Here is a 19,581-nt window from a genome sequence, read left to right on the forward strand (position 1 = left end):
TACTACTTTAACTTATTAATAGTAAGCTCTTATTTCTTTACCTAGTATAACAAATAATTTTATTTATTTCTACTATCTTGCTTAAGATTTAAATTCTACTATTGTAGCACCATTACCACCCTGATTGTTAGGTGCATAATGGAAACTTTTTATTGAACGGTGTTTCTTTAATGCTTCTGTTACACCCGTTCTTAAAGCTCCAGTACCTTTTCCATGAACAATTGTTACTTGCGGATAGTTCGCTAATAAGGCAGCATCCAAGTATTTATCTAAATCAGCTAAGGCATTTTCATAGCGTTCTCCACGCAAATCTAACTGTGTAGAGACATGACTAGTTGATGAAGAACGAACGGCTGTTGTCATCCGACGGGTTGGTTCTTTTTCAGGAGTTGTTAGCTTAATGTCATTTTCTTTGATTTTCATTTTTAACATACCCATTTGAACAACCCAATGGTTTTTATCTACTTTTTCCAATAAAACGCCTTTTTGTCCAAATGACATCACTTGTACATCGTTTCCTATTTTAAAAGACTGATCTATCTTAGCTTTTTTTAATACTTTATTTTTAGCTAGCGATTCTTCGTGATGCAGTTGTGCTAAGTTCGACTTTGCTCCTATTAATTCATGCTCTTTCACATTATTTCCAAAAGGTTCTTGTAATTGTTTTTTACGTAAATCTTTAATAATTTGATCGGCTCGTTCTTCTGTTTCTTCAACAATCTTATTCGCCTCTTCACGAGCTTTCTTCATTAATTCTTCTCGTTCACTGTAGAATTGTTGAATAGCTGTTTGTAAATCAGCATGAAGTTGTTCGGATTCATCCAAATGATACCTTACTTCAAGGTATTCTGTTTCAGCCATTTTACGACGATTTTCTAAATCGGTAATCATTTCATTTAAATCTTGGCTTTCCGCGTCAATTAATTGACGTGCAGATTCAATAATCTCTACTGATAAACCTAAGCGCTTAGATATCTCAAACGCATTGCTTCGTCCAGGTACTCCAATCAATAAACGATAAGTAGGACTTAACGTATCTACATTGAACTCCATACTTGCATTTACGGTACTTGGACGATTGTATCCGTAAGCTTTTAATTCAGGGTAATGAGACGTTACCATTACATAACTTCCAATAGTTCCTATCTGATCTAGAATCGCAATAGCTAGCGCAGCTCCTTCTTGAGGATCTGTTCCAGCACCTAACTCATCAAAAATAACCAAACTTTTTTTATCAATATTATCTAAAATAGAAACAATATTTGTCATGTGTGAAGAAAAAGTACTTAGGCTTTGTTCAATGGACTGTTCATCGCCGATGTCAGCAAATATTTCAGTAAATAATCCCATTTGACTGCCTTCAGCTACAGGTAATTGTAAGCCTGATTGACCCATTAGTTGCAATAAACCCAATGTTTTCAAAATAATTGTTTTACCACCTGTATTAGGTCCAGTAATAATAACGGCTTGATTTTCGCCACCAATTAAAATATCATTAGGAACAACTGTCTCTGAATCCAACATTGGGTGCCTTGCGCTGAGTAAGCTTACTTCATTCGCTTCACTAATAAGTGGACGAGTAGCCGTTATACTTTTACCGTAACTCGCTTTCGCACCGATAAAATCAAGTTTGCCTAATAAAAACATATTGTTTACTATTTCGTTCGCATAAGGAGCAATTTCATTAGATAGTTCTGCTAGAATACGGTCAATTTCTTGTCGTTCTTCAATCTGTAATTGACGCAATCTGTTGTTCAAATCAACAACAGATTGAGGTTCGATAAACAATGTTTGTCCTGTTGAACTTTGATCGTGAACAACTCCACCAAATCTACTGCGGTGCTCTGGTTTTACTGGGATAACATAGCGATCATTACGCATGGTTACTACTGCATCTGTTAAATATTGGGCATTTTTTCCTCGAATTAAACTATCTAGTTTTTCACGAATCCCTGTTTCACTTCGCTTAATACCTGTTCGAATACCGCGTAAAGCCGTACTTGCATCATCTAAGACATGACCGTCTTCTTCTATAGCTTCTCTTATTTGTTGGTTTAACGTAGGCGTTGTAATAAAGTTGTCGGCTAAGTGATAAAGTGTCGTTAATTCGATGCCTGTTTCTTTCATGGTTTCAAAAAAACGAGAAACTTCTGATGTTGTTCTTAGAATTCTACCGATTTGTGCAATTTCTAAACCGTTTAACGATGCTCCGATTTGAAGACGTTTTAAGTGCGGTTTAACGTTATGTAGTTTAGGAATAGGCATCCCTCCACGTAAACGTAAAATAGTCACACCATCTTCTGTTTCGTTTTGCAATCTTTCGATCTCAGCTAATGAAGTGGATGGCTTTAGTTCAAGTGCTTGTTCTTTTCCTAATTCAGAAGCAGTAAAATGGGACAACATTTTACTAATCTTATTAAATTCTAGTGTTTGAAATATTTTTTTATTAATCGTATTCACCTCTTCGTTCATCTTTTTTGCTTAAATTAGATACTAAGAAATCGTCCTTTTAAATGCTAAAGAACGATTTCTCAGTCAATTATTTACTAGTCATTAAAGGGTTGTTTGAATCCACCAATCATAAATTTGTTTCGATAAAATTGGTGTGCTTTCTACAATTATTTGTGCCAAACGACTATCATTAAAGGCATTTTGTATCACGACGAAAGGCAACATGGTTAGTAAAACTAACATTAAAAAAATTCCTGTATACGACACAATGAAAGCTAATACTGCTCCACCTAATGTATTCAGTTGTTTTATTATAGGTATATACGTTAATGAATTTAATAAGCCTCCAATAAACCTCGTCACTAACCAGCCAACAAACAAAATCAATACAAAAGCGACGCCATTATAAAAAGCTTGATCTAGATTAAAGCCTATTGCTTGATTATAAAACACGAACTGTGTTCCTTCTGAAGCTGATGGATAAGGAACAAGCAAATCTATTTTTTCTCCTAAGACCTTATAATATTGTGCCGCTACAAAATAAGAAATAAAATAGCCTATCGTTATTACAAGTTGCAGTACTAGTCCTCTTCTGGCACCGCCATAAGCACCTAATGCTAGTATAATTAATAGAGCAATCGTCATTAACATTTTTCCACCCTCTTCAATCAAAAATCTGCTTTACTTTATTCTTGATTTTCTTTTAATTTAGCTTCCATTTCACTTACCTTATTCTGAAGTTCATCTAGTTTAATTTGCATGTCAAATTGGTCAGAGACAGCATTAACAGCTGCTAAAACAGCACGTCTTTCCGAATCTAAGTCTTTAGATAAAGATTCAATTTGATGCATTTGTTCATTGACCGTTTCAGCTACTAATTTTAAATGAGCTTCAGGACGTGCGCCAATAATGGTATATATTTTTCCCGCAATCGTTACTTTATAACGAATCTTACCGTGAGACATTACGAACCCCCCCAAAAAAAAATCACATTTATCTTATTTTACCACGAAAGATAAAAGAGTAACACTTCTTTTCTTTAACTTCTCAGTTAGGTCTTATTAAGATCGGTTAAAACTAATTACTTTTTCTTTATTTAGATACCAAAGGATTTCTATACTATCCCTTTAGTCGTTTGTAAAAATCAATTTATTCTGGCTTATCAATCTTATCCATCATTAACTAGATAGTTCTTTATGCTATAATAAGACCCAATGTATTTATTTTCATTAGAAAGGACGAACGAACTTATGTCCCAAGAAGTACTAACCGTTTCATCTCAAACACTGCAAGAAATGAAAAAAGAGTATGCTACTTTTTTAAAACCAAATACTCCACCAGGTGGATTATTCGCTGCCAAAAAAAATACCGTTAATATTACGGCTTATCTCTCAGGAAAAGTTTTGTTCCAAGGCTCTACATCACAGCAAGAGGCTGCTATTTGGGCTGATAAAAGTCAGTCAGTCGCTTTAAACAAAAAAACTAAAAAGGATTTAAATACTCCGTTGCCAAAGGGTTTTAACCAGTGGTCCGTTATTGGGAGTGATGAAGTCGGTAACGGTAGTTATTTTGGACCCTTAACAGTAGTAGCTACTTATGTTGATTCCAGTCAGTTTCCATTATTAAAAGAATTGGGTGTAAGAGATTCTAAAGATATGAAAGATCTTGAAATCATAAAAGTAGCTAGTGATTTGATTACTTTTCTCCCTCATAGCTTATTGACCGTAACACCAGAAAAATACAATGTCATTCAACCCACTATGACTCAGGGTAAAATGAAAGCTGTTCTACACAACCAAGCTCTGGCAAACGTATTAGCTAAGATTCATCCTGTTGTTCCCGACGGTATATTGATTGATCAGTTTGAACTGCCCTCTACTTATTTTAAACACATTGCCGATCAACCCAATCAAATAAAAGACACTCTTTATTTCCAAACTAAAGGAGAAAGTCACCATTTAGCTGTTGCAGCGGCTTCTATTATTGCTCGCTATGCTTTTTTAACTAGTTTAAAAACAATGACAAAAGATGCAGGTATGAAGATACCGTCTGGAGCTGGTAGTCAAGCTGATTTAGTTGCAGCTAAATTACTTAAACGAGGTGGCTTATCTTTATTAGGAAAATACGCCAAACTACATTTTGCTAATACACAAAAAGCCAAAAAATTAGTTGGTATTTAATCCTTCCCTTATTAGCCAACCCATTAAAAATAGGCTTCGCTCTTTTAAATAAGAAGTGAAGCCTACTTTTTAGTTGTTTTTATTCTTTGTGTACAAATAAATAGGTATACCAGACAAGGTCAATAACGTTCCCAATAAGGCATTTTGAGGTTGCACAATAACCGTATTAAGAATAATATAAAACCCACCAATAATCGCTATCAAAGGGATAACCGGATATAATGGTACACGATACGGTCTATGAATATCAGGTTTGGTTTTCCTTAGAATCATAACTGCTATAAAAGTTAAAGTAATAAAAATCCAAATAACAAAGATAATCAAATCCGTTAATTGATTAAACTGGCCTGTTAAAATCATAATAACAGAGATACTTAAAATAAATAAACCTCCATTTACTGGAACATTTGTCCGTTTGCTTACTTTACTAAACCATCCACTAAAAGGCAGCATTTTTTGAGTAGCTAAAACATAAGGAATACGAATACCTGAAATAGCATAACCATTCATTCCGCCAAAGACAGAAATTAAAATACCACTAGTTATCAGTTTTCCACCTAATCCAGCAAATAATTTAGAAGCTACTAGTGCAGCTGGTGTATCCGTTCCGGCTAATTGTGAACTATCTAAAACAAATAGATAAGCGACGTTAATCATTAAATAGACAGCCATAACGATTGAAAGTCCACCAATAATAACTTTTGGCAATATTTTGCCTGGATTTTTCATTTCACCAGCTAACGTACCAACGTTTATCCAGCCATCGTATGCAAATAGTGTGGCCATTAAAGCGGAGCCTAATCCTGTAGCAACAGGATGATCTACACTAGAAAAAGGCAACAAGCGAACGACTCCACCACCAGGATAGAGTAATCCAGCTATGATAATAACAATAATAGGGACTAACTTTAAAATAGTAGCGGCTGTTTGAATACGACCACTGTACTTGGTTCCCATAAAATTAAGCAGCATCACGGATATGGCGGTTATAATGGCGATAGAAACAATACTTTTTTCTGATAATTCAAATAAACTACTTACTTGTGTCGCAAAAATAATCGCTAATGCTCCGATATTAGCTGGATAATAAACAATCATTTGTGCCCATCCAACTAAAAAACCAAGCCATCTTCCATAAACCTTTTCTAAATAAATCATCATCCCACCAGTTTCAGGATAGATTGTGCCAATTTCGGCAACTGTTAATCCACCAGCTATTGTAATTAATCCACCAATAAACCAAGCTAGCAAACCTAATCCTGGTGCACCTGCAGCTCCATAGACCGCTGTTGGCTTAAAGAAAATACCAGCTCCTATAACCGTTCCGACAACGACGGTTAAAGCCGTTAATCCTGTAACGTCTTTTTTTAACTGTCCGTCTCCCATATTTCACCTTCTTTTTTATTTTTTAAAAATAGTTTTTTACTACCTTAACACAGTAACCATAACTCTGCTATCTTTTTTAAATTTTTTTACTTATAAAAAAAGCTTTGCTGTTAGGCAAAACTTCTTTTTATTTTGAAGCTAATAAATATTACCTAATCACTGCATCAAACTGTTTAACTAATGCCTGAACGACTTTTTCAAAGGCTTTTGTGACTTCTTCTTCTATTAATGTTTCTTTGGGATTCAAATAAGATAAAGTATAAGCTAGTGACTTTTTACCTTCATTAATTTTATCTCCTTGGTACAAATCAAATAAGCGAACCTGTCTTAAATATTTCCCGCCTTTTTCGCGAATCAATTCTGTTAGCTGTTGGTTCGTAATGGTTTCATCAACTAGTAAAGCGATATCCCTTGTCATACCTGGATATTTTGGAATACCCGCGTAAATAGTCGGGTGCTTTTCTCCTTCAATAATGGGATGCAAATTTAATTCAAAGACATACGTTTCTTTTATTTCGTATTCTTTAGCCATTAAAGGATGAATTTGACCGATAAAACCGATCGATTGCTCTCCCAAATAAATGGCCGCTGTTCTGCCAGGATGCATCCCTTCACGGTCTTTATCTGTTATAAATGTTAAGGGTTCTGTTAAACCATATGTTTCAAATAATCCTTCGACTATTCCTTTTAAATTGAAAAAATCTACTTTCCCAGCTTTTTCTTGCCAGCTATTTTCTAGTAATGAACCCGTTAAAACACCCGCAAGATGCTCTTCTTCTATCGGCAATAAGCTGCCCTCGTTCTTATAAAAGACGCGTCCAATTTCATATAAAGCTACGTCAGTATTTTTACGAGCCGTATTGTAGTGGACATTATCAAGTAGTCCGCTAACAAGGTTCATTCTTAAGGTACTACGATCTTCACTCATTGGGAAATCCAATTTAGTAGCGTCACTTTCACGCATAACAAATTGTCCAGCTTTTTCTGGCGTTGTAAGAACATAACTAATCGCTTGAGATAGTCCTGATCCTTCTAGGTAATGTCTGGTATGACGGACGATTCGTTGTTTGTCATCTAGTTTACCTGGAGTAGATTCAATAATCGGCAAAGTTGAAGGAAGATTGTCGTAGCCATAAATACGAGCAACTTCTTCTAACAAATCTGCTTCAATTGAAATATCCAAACGACGAGGTGGAATAGATACTTCAAACAATCCATTTTCTTCACTAACACTAAAGCCTAGGCGTTTGAAAATAGATAGAACTTCATCGGTCTTTATAGCTGTTCCTAAAGAGCGATTTAGTTTTTCTAACGTAATAGAAACAAGTATATTTTCTACTTCTATGTTGGAAACAACAGCTGCTCCACTGACAACACTACCACCTGCTAATTCTTCTATTAAAGCTGCTGCATGAGCACTAGCAGATAGAATCGTTGCCTGGTTAATGCCTTTTTCGTAACGAGAACTGCTTTCGCTACGTAAGTTAAGTTCTTTAGCTGTTTTACGAATAGCTACTGGTTCAAATAAAGCTGACTCTAATGCAATATTCACTGTATCTTCTTGAATTTCTGTTCCCAATCCACCCATAATACCCGCTAATGCTACTGGTTTTTCACCGTTTGTAATCACAATCATCTCGCTTGTTAATTGACGAGTTTCACCATCTAGTGTATCCAAATTTTCGCCTTCTGCTGCTCGGCGAACAAGAATTTTTTTTGATGCTAGTCGATCATAATCAAATGCATGTAGAGGTTGGCCATATTCTAATAAGATATAATTTGTGATATCAACAACATTATTCAAAGGACGAATACCTGCATTCATTAACTTCGTTTGAAGCCACATTGGACTTTCAGCAATCTTCACATTTTTAATGATTCGCATACTGTAAAAAGGTGTATCTTCTTTATCAGCAATCGCTAGATTAATATAATCTGCTATTTTTTCATTTTCCATTTCATTTAATAGAACCTCTTTAAAAAGAGGTTTTCTATCGTAAATAGCCCCTACTTCATGAGCAACTCCTCGCATGCTTAATGCATCTGCTCTGTTAGGTGTAATAGATAAATCTAAAACAGCATCATCCATTGCTAAATAAGAAAAGACTGGCTCTCCAGGAATAGCTTCACCGGGTAATACGTAAATCCCATCTGCGTATTTTTTAGGAACGACTTTCTCAGAAAAGCCTAATTCTGATAGAGAACAAACCATTCCGTTCGATGCTTGACCACGCATTTTACTTTTTTTAATTTTCATATTGCCTGTAATTCTTGAACCTGGTAAAGCAACAATAATTTTTTGGCCTGTTGCAATATTTGGAGCACCACAAACGATTTGTGATAATTCTTCTTCGCCAATATCTACTTGACAGACGTGTAAATGGTCTGAATCCGGATGATCTTCTACCTTAATAGCATGACCGACAACAATTTTTTTCAAGCCCGTTTCTGGAACAAAAATATCTTCTACCTCGATACCTGTCCGTGACATTTTATCTGCTAAACCTTCAGGTGTGATACCCGTTAAATCTAAATACTCTGATAACCATTGATACGATACATTCATGAGTTTACTCCTTTACCTTAAATTGATTTAGAAAACGAACATCATTTTGATAAAAATGTCTGATATCATCGATTCCATATTTTAACATCGCTACACGATCTGGCCCTAAGCCAAAAGCAAACCCACTATATTTAGTAGAATCAATACCCGCCATTTCTAAAACATTCGGATGGACCATTCCTGAACCTAAAATTTCAATCCAACCTGTCTGCTTACAGACATTACATCCAGATCCCCCACACTTAAAGCAACTTACGTCAACCTCTACAGATGGCTCAGTAAAAGGGAAATAACTTGGTCTCAGTCTGATTTCACGTTCAGCACCAAATAACTTCTTAGCAAAAACTTCTAGTGTGCCTTTTAAATCGGCCATTGTTATCGCTTCTGAAATAATTAGACCTTCAATTTGATGGAATTGATGTGAGTGAGTAGCATCATCACTGTCTCTTCGGTAAACTTTACCAGGGCTAATCATTTTTAGTGGTCCCTTAGAAAAATCATGTTTATCCATCGTTCTAGCTTGAACAGGTGAAGTATGGGTGCGCAGTAACGTATCTTTGGTAATATAAAAAGTGTCTTGCATATCACGAGCTGGATGGTGTTTAGGCAAATTCATTCGTTCAAAATTGTATTTGTCTTCTTCAACTTCTGGCCCTTCGATGACTTGGTAGCCCATTCCAATAAATAAATCTTCTATCTCTTCCATAATTTGCGTTAATACATGTGATTGTCCAGTTGAAACTTGTTTACCTGGCAAAGTTACGTCAATAGCTTCTCTTGCTAAATCACGGTTAATTTTTTCTAACTCTAATATTGCTTTTTGACTTTCTAATTGAATGGCTATAGCGTCTCTAACTTCATTAGCTGCTGCACCAATGATAGGGCGTTCTTGTGCTGAAACATCTTTCATCCCTCTTAGTACTTCTGTAATGGGACCTTTTTTCCCTAAATAAGCAACACGGACTTGGTCAAGCAAAGAAAGACTTTTTGCTTGACCAATTTTTTCAAGGGCTTCTTCTTTCAAAGCCTCTAATTTTTGTTTTAACTCCATACCGTTCTCCTTTTTTGTACTTTATTTTATCTATTTTTAGACACAAAAAAAGCCTCATCCTTAAAAGGGACGAGGCTACATATCGCGGTACCACCCTTGTTTAGATTTAAACCAAGCTTAAATCTACACTTCATTTACATAACGGCGTATACCGGATCTTTTTTCATTACCTAACGTAAATTCCAAAGTCAACTACGGAAGTGAATGTTCATTTGGTCTTCTAGACAAATACTTTCAGCCTCGGGTATTTGTTCTCTCTTTTAGATTATACCAAATTACTTTTTTCCATTATCATTTTTAATTATCTATTTTATTTTTTCATCCTAAATCAGTTTACCTAAAGGATGACAGAGAGTCAAGCAATTATTAGAAATTAGACTCCTCCACACAAACCCAAACATCAGCCCAAATTTGTACAGCTTTCATAACGTCTTTTAAGTCTTTGCCTTTATTAGTCAAACTATAGGCTACTCGCATAGCAGCATTGGGATCAACTGTCCGCAAGACTAGTCCCTCTTGTTCTAGCTCTTTTAAGCGTTCTACCAGCACTCGATCACTAACATTAGGGATAGCTGAAGCAATATTTTTAAATCGCTGGGGTCCTTCTAATAACACATCAATGATTAGACCCATCCATTTTTTTCCTAAGATAGAAAACGTGCGTTCAAACTTAGGACAGATTTCTTTTTGTTTAGAATCACATTCATTTTTTTGATCTACTTCTTTTATTGCCATAGTATTTGCTCACCTCTTTATTTTATTATATCATTTTTGGTTATTCATAGTAAGTAAACTAGTTTTTTTATTGGATTTTTTTTCTTACTCTAACCTACTTATATCAGAAAAAAGTTTTCTCACCGAATTATATGGTGAGAAAACTTTTTATTCTATTCATTCGATTAGCTTTTTAAGATTTCAGCCTATGCTTGGACAGTTTTTAGTCTTGCCCACATATTTTTCAAACGATTATTTACTTTTCCAGACAAAGGAACCGCTACTTCTTTTACAGCGCAATATTTATCTACAAAAGTTACGATGTAACTTTCTTTGTATTTCGGTAAGGCTACTGTTGCTAGCCACATATGTTTGATGATGATATCGCATTCTAATTCATTTAACTCAGTAATTTTCTTAGCATTCTCACAAGCCATACGTGGATGAACGTAAGCATGAGTTCCTTCATTAAACTTTGTTGTTCTCCAGTCGTAGTAAAATAAATCATGAAGTAAACCAGCACGTGCAGTTGATCTAGTATCTAAACCATATCTTTTTGCAATACGGTAACTAAGATAAGAAACGCTAATCGAGTGTTCTAGACGTGTTGTAAAGTGATGTTGGGTATACTCTTTTAGTTTTTTTACTTCTTCACGATCGAGTAAATCTTCAATTAAGGCTACATATTCTAAATCTTGCTTCCATTTCAGCTCAGACATTCACAGACTTCCTTTTCTATTCTATAGAGTTTAGAAATTTCTTCCTAGTAAACTACATGATACACTTTTTTTATTTGATTGAGAAGCCTTATAAGTTAATTTTAGCTATTGTAACTAAAACTTAATATGTTAAGTACAGCTATTCATAAATTATTTATTTTGTTAAAGCAAACATTAAAATACCAGCAGCTATCGCTACATTTAGCGATTCTGCTTGACCCGTAATAGGAATATAGATATTCTTTGTTGTTTTTTCTAATAACTTTTTGTCCATTCCATTTCCTTCATTGCCCATTACTACGGCAAAAATCGCTTGCGGTGGAATATCTCGATAAGAAACAGCTAACTCGTTTAATTCTGTTCCATAAACAGGAAAGCCTGCATTCTTAAATAAATCAAACCACTTAGTTAACTCATCTCGGAAAATAGGGATATGAAAATGACTCCCCTGCATCGAACGGATCACTTTATTATTATATAAATCAACCGTTCCTTTACCTAAAACAACACCGCCAAAGCCTGCTGCATCAGCTGTTCGAATCATGGTTCCAAGATTGCCAGGATCTTGAACATTATCTAAAAATAAATAAGGTTTTTCTAGTATAGGTATTCGTGAACTGTCTTTTTTTTCAACAACAGCAAAAATCCCTTGAGTTGTTTGAGTTTCGCTCAGCTGCTTAGAAATTTCTTTTGAAATAAGAACTTTCTTATCTTCAGGTAGAGAAATCGTTGCTGATTCTTTTAAGTCTTCACTTATCATGACTTCCAAAATAGATGCTTGATTTTTTACTGCTTCATCTATTAAATGAAAACCTTCAATGAGATAAGCTCCTGTTTTTTCACGTCCCTTTTTCGTTTGCAACTTTTTCCACGATTTTACCCGCTCATTTTTGGCTGATGAGATTGTTTCCATCTTTTTAAATCCTCCAATTCATGCCATTCATTAACTCTTTTGCCCTATTAAAAAAATCTCTTCTTTTATAGAGAGATTTTTTAATTTTTACAAGCCTAAATAAGAGGCTGGATTAACACGATTCCCGTTCACGTAAACTTCGAAATGCAAATGAACACCCGTTGATGAACCCGTTGTACCCATTATGCCTAAATGTTGTCCTTGAGAAACATTTTGCCCAGGCGCTACTGCTAGACTACCGGATACCATATGAGCATACAGCGTTTTCAAGCCATTACCATGGTTAATAGTAACATGGTTTCCCCAGCCAGAATCGTATCCTGCTACTTCAACTACTCCACCTTGGGCAGCCACAATAGCTCCATTACCACCAAAATCTGTTCCACCATGTAAAGTATGTTCTCCAGTAATTGGATGGACACGGTAACCATAAGGCGACGTTACTACACCATTACTTGGACGAACAAATCCGGCTCCGTTGCTAGAGCCCGTTGGTTTTGTCGCCCCAATTGATGGCGCTTGTGGGACTTGCGGTGCTTGCGTGTTACTACTTGAAGAAGCTACTGATCGTTGTTCCTCTTTTTTTGCTGATTCCCTTGCTGCTGCTTGTTTTGATGCTATTTCCACTTGACGAGCTTGCTCTACTTCAAAAATTCGTGTTTTTTCTTGTTGAAGCTCTTCGGATAAGACACTCGTTTTTGTAGCAACAATTTTTTGCTCGTTAATAAATGTATCTTTTTCTGATTCTGTTAGATTGTATTGAACAGCTAATTGAACAATATTGTCATCCATTTCGGCTTTTTGAGCAACTAAATTATTTTTAGCAACTTCAATGCCACTTTTCAACTTTTCTATTGCTACTTTTTCAACTTCAGCTTTTTTTTCATTTACTTCCAACGTTATTTTATCATTTTCTTGTGCTGTTACAATTTCTTTATTAGCTGTTACCAGTTGATTGATTATACCAACACGTCCGATTAAATCAGATAAACTTTCAGCAGTAACGACCATTTCTACCATGTTAGATGATCGCCCATCTGTTTGAATAACTCGTGCTTGATTTTGAAGTTTTTCTTCTCTTTGTGCAATTAGTTCTTTTAATGCTTCAATTTCTTTTTGTAACTTTTCAATATTTTCCTTCGATTTTTTTAATTTCTTCTCTTGTTCGTGTAATTTAATAATCACTTCGTCTATATTTGTTTGTAGTTTTGTAACATCATTTTCTAATTCAGCTTTTTTTGATTCTAGGCTAGTTAATTTATTTTCTTGGTTTTTAATTTTAGAGTCTAAGTCATTTGATTTTGTGTTAAGTTCTTGTTTTAGTCTTTCTAAGTTTTGTACACTTTCAGCATTAGCCATTGTAGGCATTACAAAAGGACCTGCAAGCAACATCGCTGCAACCAATCCAGTAGTTAATTTTTTATTCAAAAATGTACCTCCTTCAAATCTATCTGGTTATGTTTTCCAACCTTATCAGTATAGCATTATTAGATTGATTAAACGATACCTTTGAAATAACAATTCAATAGGTATTGTTACAAACAGATTAAATAACAGTCTATTCCAGAATATCTTATTATTATTTTACAAAATAAATTAGACATAGCAATTAAAAGTCTTTCGTTATATCATAGGATTAAGAAGCGAAACGATTATTTGGTTACGCAATTTAAACTTGATAGATAAAAAAAGGGGTTAGAAAATGAGAAGAAAAAAGAAACAACTCTCTATCGCAATTGTACTTATCGTATTTATAATTTTGGGTGGGATAAATCTTTATCGCTACAATATAAACGTAAAAGCCAAAGAAATACAAAAAGAAATAAATACGGCATTAATCCTTGTGAAAAAGAAAACAAAATTGTTGTATCTAAACGAAAAAGAAGATCTTTTAAGCGAATCAATTACAAAAGAAAAAATCAAAGGAGCGGAGACTTCTCTTAAAATAGTATCCGCCTTACAGTTAAGCGAAACCCAGCAAAAGAGTGTGGATAAACAGTCGATAAAAATAGCTACTGCTAAACAACTATTTTCCATTCAGTCTTCTATACATAAAAAATTTAAAAACGAAAAAATTACAAGTGATGACATTGAATTTTCTAAAGAAGAGAAAGAGTTAGTATTCTTTAAAATTACTCACCCTCTTTTTTTCAAAGAGTTTAATGAGATAATCGAACAGAGTAAGCTGCAACTTGTTGTAAAACAAGCGCTTCTTCTTTTTTTTGAAGATTATGATAAACTAACAATAAAAGAAACCATCTCCCGTTCTGAATATGATCGGTTTAAAGAAAAACTTGAATCCTTATCTAGTGAATCATTCAAAACTAGTTTAATTAACGCATGCGCCGCTATTGAACAAGAACTTGATAGAAAAGAAACAAAAGAAAAAGAAGAGAGAGAAAAAGAGCGCAAAGAAACTGAATTAAAACAAATCAATGAAACTAAAAAAGAAGAAATAAAAGAAGTAACGAGCATTAGTGAATCAACTCCTACTTCTAAAGAAACAACTCAAGATAAGACTGATTCTCAACCGAATACCCCAGCAAGTCAAATTATCCCTCCTCAACAAGTTGGAATAGAGGGCACAATAGCACGCTCTTCAACGAGTAACTATACCAATCAAATAATAGGTGTTGTCGCAAACGGATCAAGTTCTACTGTTTATTTATTTGAAAAGAACGGAGAGCAATGGCAAACTGTCCTCTCTATGCCAGGACGTGTCGGTTATAATGGCGTAGGAAGTTCATACGAAGGTTCCGGTCGTACTCCTAAAGGTGCTTACTTACTAGGTTTTGCTTTTGGTACAGGTCCAAATCCTGGGACTAACTTAGCTTATAGACAAATTACTGGTAATTCTTACTGGATTAGTAATCCTGACGATTCACAATACAATACCTGGCAAGAGCGAGTTAGTTCAAGTTCTTTAGACGAGCATATGAGCGATTACCAAACACAATACAAATACGGAATCACATTAAACTATAACAATGGTGTTAATGGTGGGAGTGCATTTTTTGTCCACGTAAACGGTAATGGTGCAACAGCTGGATGTATTTCGGTTTCTGAATCTAATATGCTTTATTTAATGCAACATATCAGAAATGGTGCTCATATTATTAATGTCAACAATGAATCTGAATTAGCAAACTACTAACTTAGTCTTCCTCCGATAAAAATAGACTCCTGATTGCCTATTAAGGAATCAAGAGTCTATTTTTATTGAAAACAAGCTAGTTACTTGATCTAACTCATTACATCTTAACTTCTATTTGACTTCCTTCTGACGTTTTCGTTACATCAATATGAACCGGTATCCGCATCTTTAGTTCTTCGACGTGCGAAATAATCCCGACTAATCGACCTTTTTTATTTAAATCAAACAATGTTTCGATAGCACTATCTAGCGAATCTGAGTCCAACGTGCCAAAGCCTTCATCAATAAATAAGGTATCTACGCTCACCCCACCACTATGATTTTGAATGACATCACTCAGTCCCAAGGCTAAGGCTAACGACGCTTTGAAACTTTCTCCACCAGAGAGAGTTCTCACACTTCTTGTCTTACCTGTATAATTATCGAATATATCTAAGTCTAGACCTTTCGCTCCAGCTCCTTTTACTTTTTCTTCTCTTTTTAATAAAGAATAACGATTGTTAGTCATTTGAGTAAAACGAAGATTGGCTGCTTGAATAATTTCTTCAAAATAAATAGCCAATACATAACGTTCAAACGAAATATAATCTGTTTCCTTAGATCCATTTGCCAATTCTGACAGCTCACTATATAGACGATATTTTTCTAGTTGTGTTTCTTTAGATTTGTAGTGTTTTTTTATTTCTAAATTAGCTGATTCATGCTTATTGGTTATCCCAATCAGTGCTTGATACTTTTCATCTATTTCTTTTAGCTTCGTTTCTTTGGTTTTGATTTTTTCTTGATAATCTTCAACTGAATAATGTTCTTTCATAGCAGCTACTTTTTGTGTTTGCTTCTTGTGATTATCTTGGTTAACCCAGACCTTTTTATCGTAATCAGCAATTTCGGTTACCAACTCTTTTAGCTGCTCATTTCCCACTAAATAGTCTTCAAATTGTTCAGCATATCCAGTTATTTTTAATTGCTGTTCAAATGCAGCTAAGGCTAGTTCAGCATTTTTCATACTTGCACTAAGTTGCGTTTTAAATGAATCAATCGTTGTTTTGTACTGTGCTTCAAATTTTTCTAGTTTATTTTTTTCCTCATAACTTTTTTTATAATTAAATTCGATTTGTCCAATCTCTGTTATCAACTGCTCGAGAGTGGTTTGTACTTGATTAATATCGCCGTAAATTAAGTGAGTCTGTGCTTCTTCCACTTCTTTTTTTATTTCTTGTATGTGTTTATTTATATGTTGCTGAGCTGAATGCAATTCTTGTATCGTTGATACTAATTGTTTTTCTTGTTCTTGTTCATCTTCTATTTGTTGTTTGGTATTTTCTTCTTGCTCAATTAATTGCTCTAATAACTTTTTATCTTTCATGCATTTCACTTTATTTTTATCTAGCGCTTGTTGTTCTAGTGCTAACTGTGCTTGTTTTTCTGGTGCTTTTTCTGAAACTACTTGAAGAGTCGCTTCATATTTTTTAATTTGCTCATTCAAATGGACTAAATCATTTGTTAAGAATGTGTACTCCTGATAACTGTTATCCTTATCTATTTCTATCGCTTCTAATTCTTCTTTAGATAGAGCATCTTTAGATAGCGCTGCTGGTAAAGGATGATCAAGCGAACCACATACAAGACAAGGTGTTCCTTCTTCTAATTCACTAGCCAATAAACCAGCGATATTTCGATTAAACAGTAACTGTTGTTGCTGGTAATCTTGTTGGATAGCAATGTATTTGGCATCTGCTAGTTTGAATAAATGCACTTTCTCTTCTTTTTGTACAATCAATTGGATCAATTCATTGTATTGAGCTTGTTTAGCGCCCGATTTTGTTTGCTCTTCTTTTAATTCTGCTAATTCGTTTTGTATAACCGCTACGCTATTTCTAGCTTGACTAATTTCTAAGGCTAGTTGCTTATTTTTCTCTAGTTGTTCTTTGTGATCCACTAGTGATGCTGTTTGTTTTTCACTATCCAGTTGTACTTGTATCGTTTCTTTTTCTAAGGCAACTATCTTCATTTTTTTTAGTTCAATGGCTTTTATATGATTCTCTTCTTGTTTTAATTCTATTATTTTTTCTCTTTTTTCTGATAAAGTAGCATAATTCTCTTCTGCTACTACAACTTCTTCTTTATTTTCTCTCAGAGCAAGCACTGTTCCTGTCAAATCTTGTTCAGCCGCCTTTAACTCTTTTTCTAATCGTAGCTTTTCTTTAGCCGTCTTTTCTTTTTCTTCTTTGTAGCTAACTAATCGTTGTGCTTGTTCATTCTGCTTTATTTTTACTCGTTTATTTTCTGTCTCGCTTTCTAATTCTACTAACTCAGTTTTTATCTTTTCTAATTGTTCTAATTCTGTTAAGTCTATTATTCGTTCTTGATTTTGCTGTATTTTTTTCCGGAATCGGTCCATCTCATTAGCATAAATTTGAATGGTTTCTTTAGAACTATCAATTGATTTATCCAGTTCGATTAATAATTGGGCGATATCCATTAATGCTATTGCTTCGGCTAACGCATGATTATCTTGTGGAAAAATAAAGCTTACAAACTGCTCCATTACTTTATCACTTTGCTCGACATCTGATTTTAATAATCGAGCTTCTTCTTTTAGACTCATTTGGAACTCGTTCATCCTATCTGTTTGGAAAATATTACGAAATATTTTTTCTTTGTCTGCACTATTTGATTCCAGCATCTTTTTAAATTCGCCTTGAGGCAGCATAACAATCTGTTTAAATTGTTCATAAGATAACGATAGCAAGTCTTTGATTTCTTGATTGGCTATCGGTATTTTGGTAGTCACATTTTTACCATGAATGAATTCAACTTTTGAATCATGCTGTTTTATCTTTCGTGAGCCGGGTCCTTTTTGAGCAGGAGACCGTTTAATGTAGTAGAGTTTCCTAGCTAATTCAAATTCTAATTCTACGTAACAAAGATCGTCATCTGTAGCAAATTGAGACTTAAATGAATCTTTTCCTCGACTTGTTCCACTTGCCTCATCATATAATGCATAAGCAATTGCATCAAAAATAGTCGTTTTTCCTGCACCTGTTGGGCCACTAACTAAAAAGAGAGTTTTTTGATTAAACTGAGTGAAGTCAATTTCAACTTTCCCTTTATAAGGACCAAAAGCATTTAATGTTAATTTCAGTGGTCTCATTTATTATTGCCTCCTAATTTGTGTAAGATACTTTCAACGATTTCTTTTTGATCAGCTGCTAGCTCTTTTTGTTTGACTTGCTGATAAAATTTACTGAATAAGTCTTCTAGTGGCGTTTCTTTCAAGCTTTTTTGGCTACCTGTTTGATAAACTTGATTGTCATTTTTCTTAGTTATATAATCTAAGCCCATCGCATTTGGAAATCTTCTTCGTAACTGATTCATGGCATCCATGATAAACGTTTCATCCAGTAACTCAAAAAAAACATAATCGTCTGATTTTTGAGTCATTAAGTTTTCAAATGAGCCTTTAACGACACGCATGTCATGCAAAGGTTTTAAATAAATAGGTTCAATCTCTACGCTTCCTTTTTCCACTGTTACCAGTGAGACTTGTTTCTTTTGTTTGGTTTCTGATTTAGAATACTTTAAAATAGATCCGCTGTAGCGAATTCTATCGTGTTTTACCTTTTGCGGCTTGTGTAAGTGGCCTAATGCAACATAGTCGAAGTCTTCAAACATTTCTACATTGACATACTCTGCTGTCCCAATACTCAGTGGTCGCTCTGAATCAGTCGTTTCAAAACTGTCCTCAGAAATATTAATGACAAAACCATGAGCGATAATAATATTCGTTTCTTCTTTATTCATTGTTTCTTTTATCTTATTTATTTGAGCCCTTGTTGCGTCTTCTAAATTTTTTATAGAGTCATCTTTTAATAATTCACGAATGTAAACATGATCTGCAAACGGCAATAAGTAAAAGTTCGTATCTTGAATCGTCACTTTTCTCGTCTCTTCTTTAACGGTTCCTTCTATATAAAGATTACTTGATTCAAATAAGCTTGCGCCATACTCCACACGCTCGTTGCTATCATGGTTTCCTGCGATAATAAAGACAGGTATATTTATTTCTTTGATTAACCGAGTTAATACTGTGTTTACCAATGTAACAGCTTCTTTTGGCGGGAAAGCTCGATCATATAAGTCTCCTGCCATAATCAATACATCTACATCTAAATTTTTCAATTTTTCAATTAATTGTTCTAAAAAGAATTCTTGGTCCTCTAACATAGATACTTCATTTACAATTTTCCCAATATGCCAATCGGCTGTATGTAATATTCGCACTTATCTCGACCCCTTGTCTCCATTTTTAATCTAATCATTTATTGTCTTATCCAGTTAGTTTACCACTTTTTAAGTGCTTTCAAAAGTTCTGTTTTGGATAAAAGATTAGTTACTTTAATCCACTTTATTTTATTCAAAAAAATAGGACACTTTTGATAAAACG

14 protein-coding genes and 1 other annotated feature are annotated in these 19,581 nt (G+C 34.4%); of the genes, 2 read left to right on the forward strand and 12 right to left on the reverse strand.

The window, feature by feature from the left end:
• Positions 1 to 81 precede the first annotated feature (81 nt).
• From B9Y54_RS11850 to B9Y54_RS11860, 3 genes are all read right to left on the reverse strand, one after another.
• Positions 82 to 2,451, reverse strand: coding sequence for an endonuclease MutS2 (locus B9Y54_RS11850; protein ID WP_085560580.1), 2,370 nt, complete (start codon positions 2,449 to 2,451; stop codon positions 82 to 84).
• A gap of 102 nt (positions 2,452 to 2,553) precedes the next feature.
• Positions 2,554 to 3,102 carry a CvpA family protein gene (locus B9Y54_RS11855; RefSeq protein WP_085560437.1) on the reverse strand — a complete coding sequence of 183 codons (549 nt, stop codon included), beginning with the start codon at positions 3,100 to 3,102 and terminating at the stop codon, positions 2,554 to 2,556.
• 35 nt (positions 3,103 to 3,137) lie between these two features.
• A complete protein-coding gene (locus B9Y54_RS11860) occupies positions 3,138 to 3,416 on the reverse strand; it encodes a cell division protein ZapA (protein WP_085560438.1) in 279 nt (92 codons plus the stop codon).
• Positions 3,417 to 3,701: 285 nt separating this feature from the next.
• On the opposite strand from B9Y54_RS11860, the gene rnhC reads away from it, so the two are divergent.
• On the forward strand, positions 3,702 to 4,631 hold the full coding sequence (gene rnhC / locus B9Y54_RS11865) for a ribonuclease HIII (RefSeq protein ID WP_085560439.1): 930 nt from the start codon (positions 3,702 to 3,704) through the stop codon (positions 4,629 to 4,631).
• A gap of 69 nt (positions 4,632 to 4,700) precedes the next feature.
• Here rnhC and B9Y54_RS11870 read toward each other — a convergent pair whose 3' ends face one another.
• From B9Y54_RS11870 to B9Y54_RS11900, 7 genes are all read right to left on the reverse strand, one after another.
• On the reverse strand, positions 4,701 to 6,017 hold the full coding sequence (locus B9Y54_RS11870) for an APC family permease (RefSeq protein ID WP_085560440.1): 1,317 nt from the start codon (positions 6,015 to 6,017) through the stop codon (positions 4,701 to 4,703).
• 148 nt (positions 6,018 to 6,165) lie between these two features.
• Positions 6,166 to 8,583 (reverse strand): phenylalanine--tRNA ligase subunit beta, encoded by a 2,418-nt coding sequence (pheT, locus tag B9Y54_RS11875; protein WP_085560441.1) that lies wholly within the window; start codon positions 8,581 to 8,583, stop codon positions 6,166 to 6,168.
• Between the two features lie 4 nt (positions 8,584 to 8,587).
• Positions 8,588 to 9,634: a phenylalanine--tRNA ligase subunit alpha gene (gene pheS, locus B9Y54_RS11880; protein WP_085560442.1), complete on the reverse strand. Its 1,047-nt coding sequence runs from the start codon at positions 9,632 to 9,634 to the stop codon at positions 8,588 to 8,590.
• A gap of 62 nt (positions 9,635 to 9,696) precedes the next feature.
• Positions 9,697 to 9,935 (reverse strand) — a binding site (T-box leader).
• A 65-nt stretch (positions 9,936 to 10,000) separates the two neighbouring features.
• Positions 10,001 to 10,369, reverse strand: a complete 369-nt coding sequence (locus B9Y54_RS11885) for a winged helix-turn-helix transcriptional regulator (RefSeq protein ID WP_085560443.1) — start codon at positions 10,367 to 10,369, stop codon at positions 10,001 to 10,003.
• 185 nt (positions 10,370 to 10,554) lie between these two features.
• Positions 10,555 to 11,067, reverse strand: a complete 513-nt coding sequence (locus B9Y54_RS11890; protein WP_085560444.1) for an HD domain-containing protein — start codon at positions 11,065 to 11,067, stop codon at positions 10,555 to 10,557.
• Positions 11,068 to 11,221: 154 nt separating this feature from the next.
• Positions 11,222 to 11,980, reverse strand: coding sequence for a TrmH family RNA methyltransferase (locus B9Y54_RS11895; RefSeq protein WP_085560445.1), 759 nt, complete (start codon positions 11,978 to 11,980; stop codon positions 11,222 to 11,224).
• Positions 11,981 to 12,067: 87 nt separating this feature from the next.
• On the reverse strand, positions 12,068 to 13,408 hold the full coding sequence (locus tag B9Y54_RS11900) for a M23 family metallopeptidase (protein ID WP_085560446.1): 1,341 nt from the start codon (positions 13,406 to 13,408) through the stop codon (positions 12,068 to 12,070).
• A 274-nt stretch (positions 13,409 to 13,682) separates the two neighbouring features.
• On the opposite strand from B9Y54_RS11900, the gene B9Y54_RS11905 reads away from it, so the two are divergent.
• A complete protein-coding gene (locus B9Y54_RS11905) occupies positions 13,683 to 15,134 on the forward strand; it encodes a L,D-transpeptidase family protein (RefSeq protein ID WP_085560447.1) in 1,452 nt (483 codons plus the stop codon).
• A 97-nt stretch (positions 15,135 to 15,231) separates the two neighbouring features.
• On the opposite strand, the gene B9Y54_RS11910 is transcribed toward B9Y54_RS11905, so the two are convergent.
• Both B9Y54_RS11910 and B9Y54_RS11915 read right to left on the reverse strand, forming a co-directional pair.
• Positions 15,232 to 18,288: an AAA family ATPase gene (locus B9Y54_RS11910; protein ID WP_085560448.1), complete on the reverse strand. Its 3,057-nt coding sequence runs from the start codon at positions 18,286 to 18,288 to the stop codon at positions 15,232 to 15,234.
• Positions 18,285 to 19,418, reverse strand: a complete 1,134-nt coding sequence (locus tag B9Y54_RS11915; protein WP_085560449.1) for an exonuclease SbcCD subunit D — start codon at positions 19,416 to 19,418, stop codon at positions 18,285 to 18,287. The genes B9Y54_RS11910 and B9Y54_RS11915 overlap by 4 nt, the downstream gene beginning before the upstream one ends.
• Between the last annotated feature and the right edge of the window lie 163 nt (positions 19,419 to 19,581).

Source organism: Carnobacterium iners (genome assembly GCF_900177385.1).
Lineage (GTDB): Bacteria > Bacillota > Bacilli > Lactobacillales > Carnobacteriaceae > Carnobacterium_A > Carnobacterium_A iners.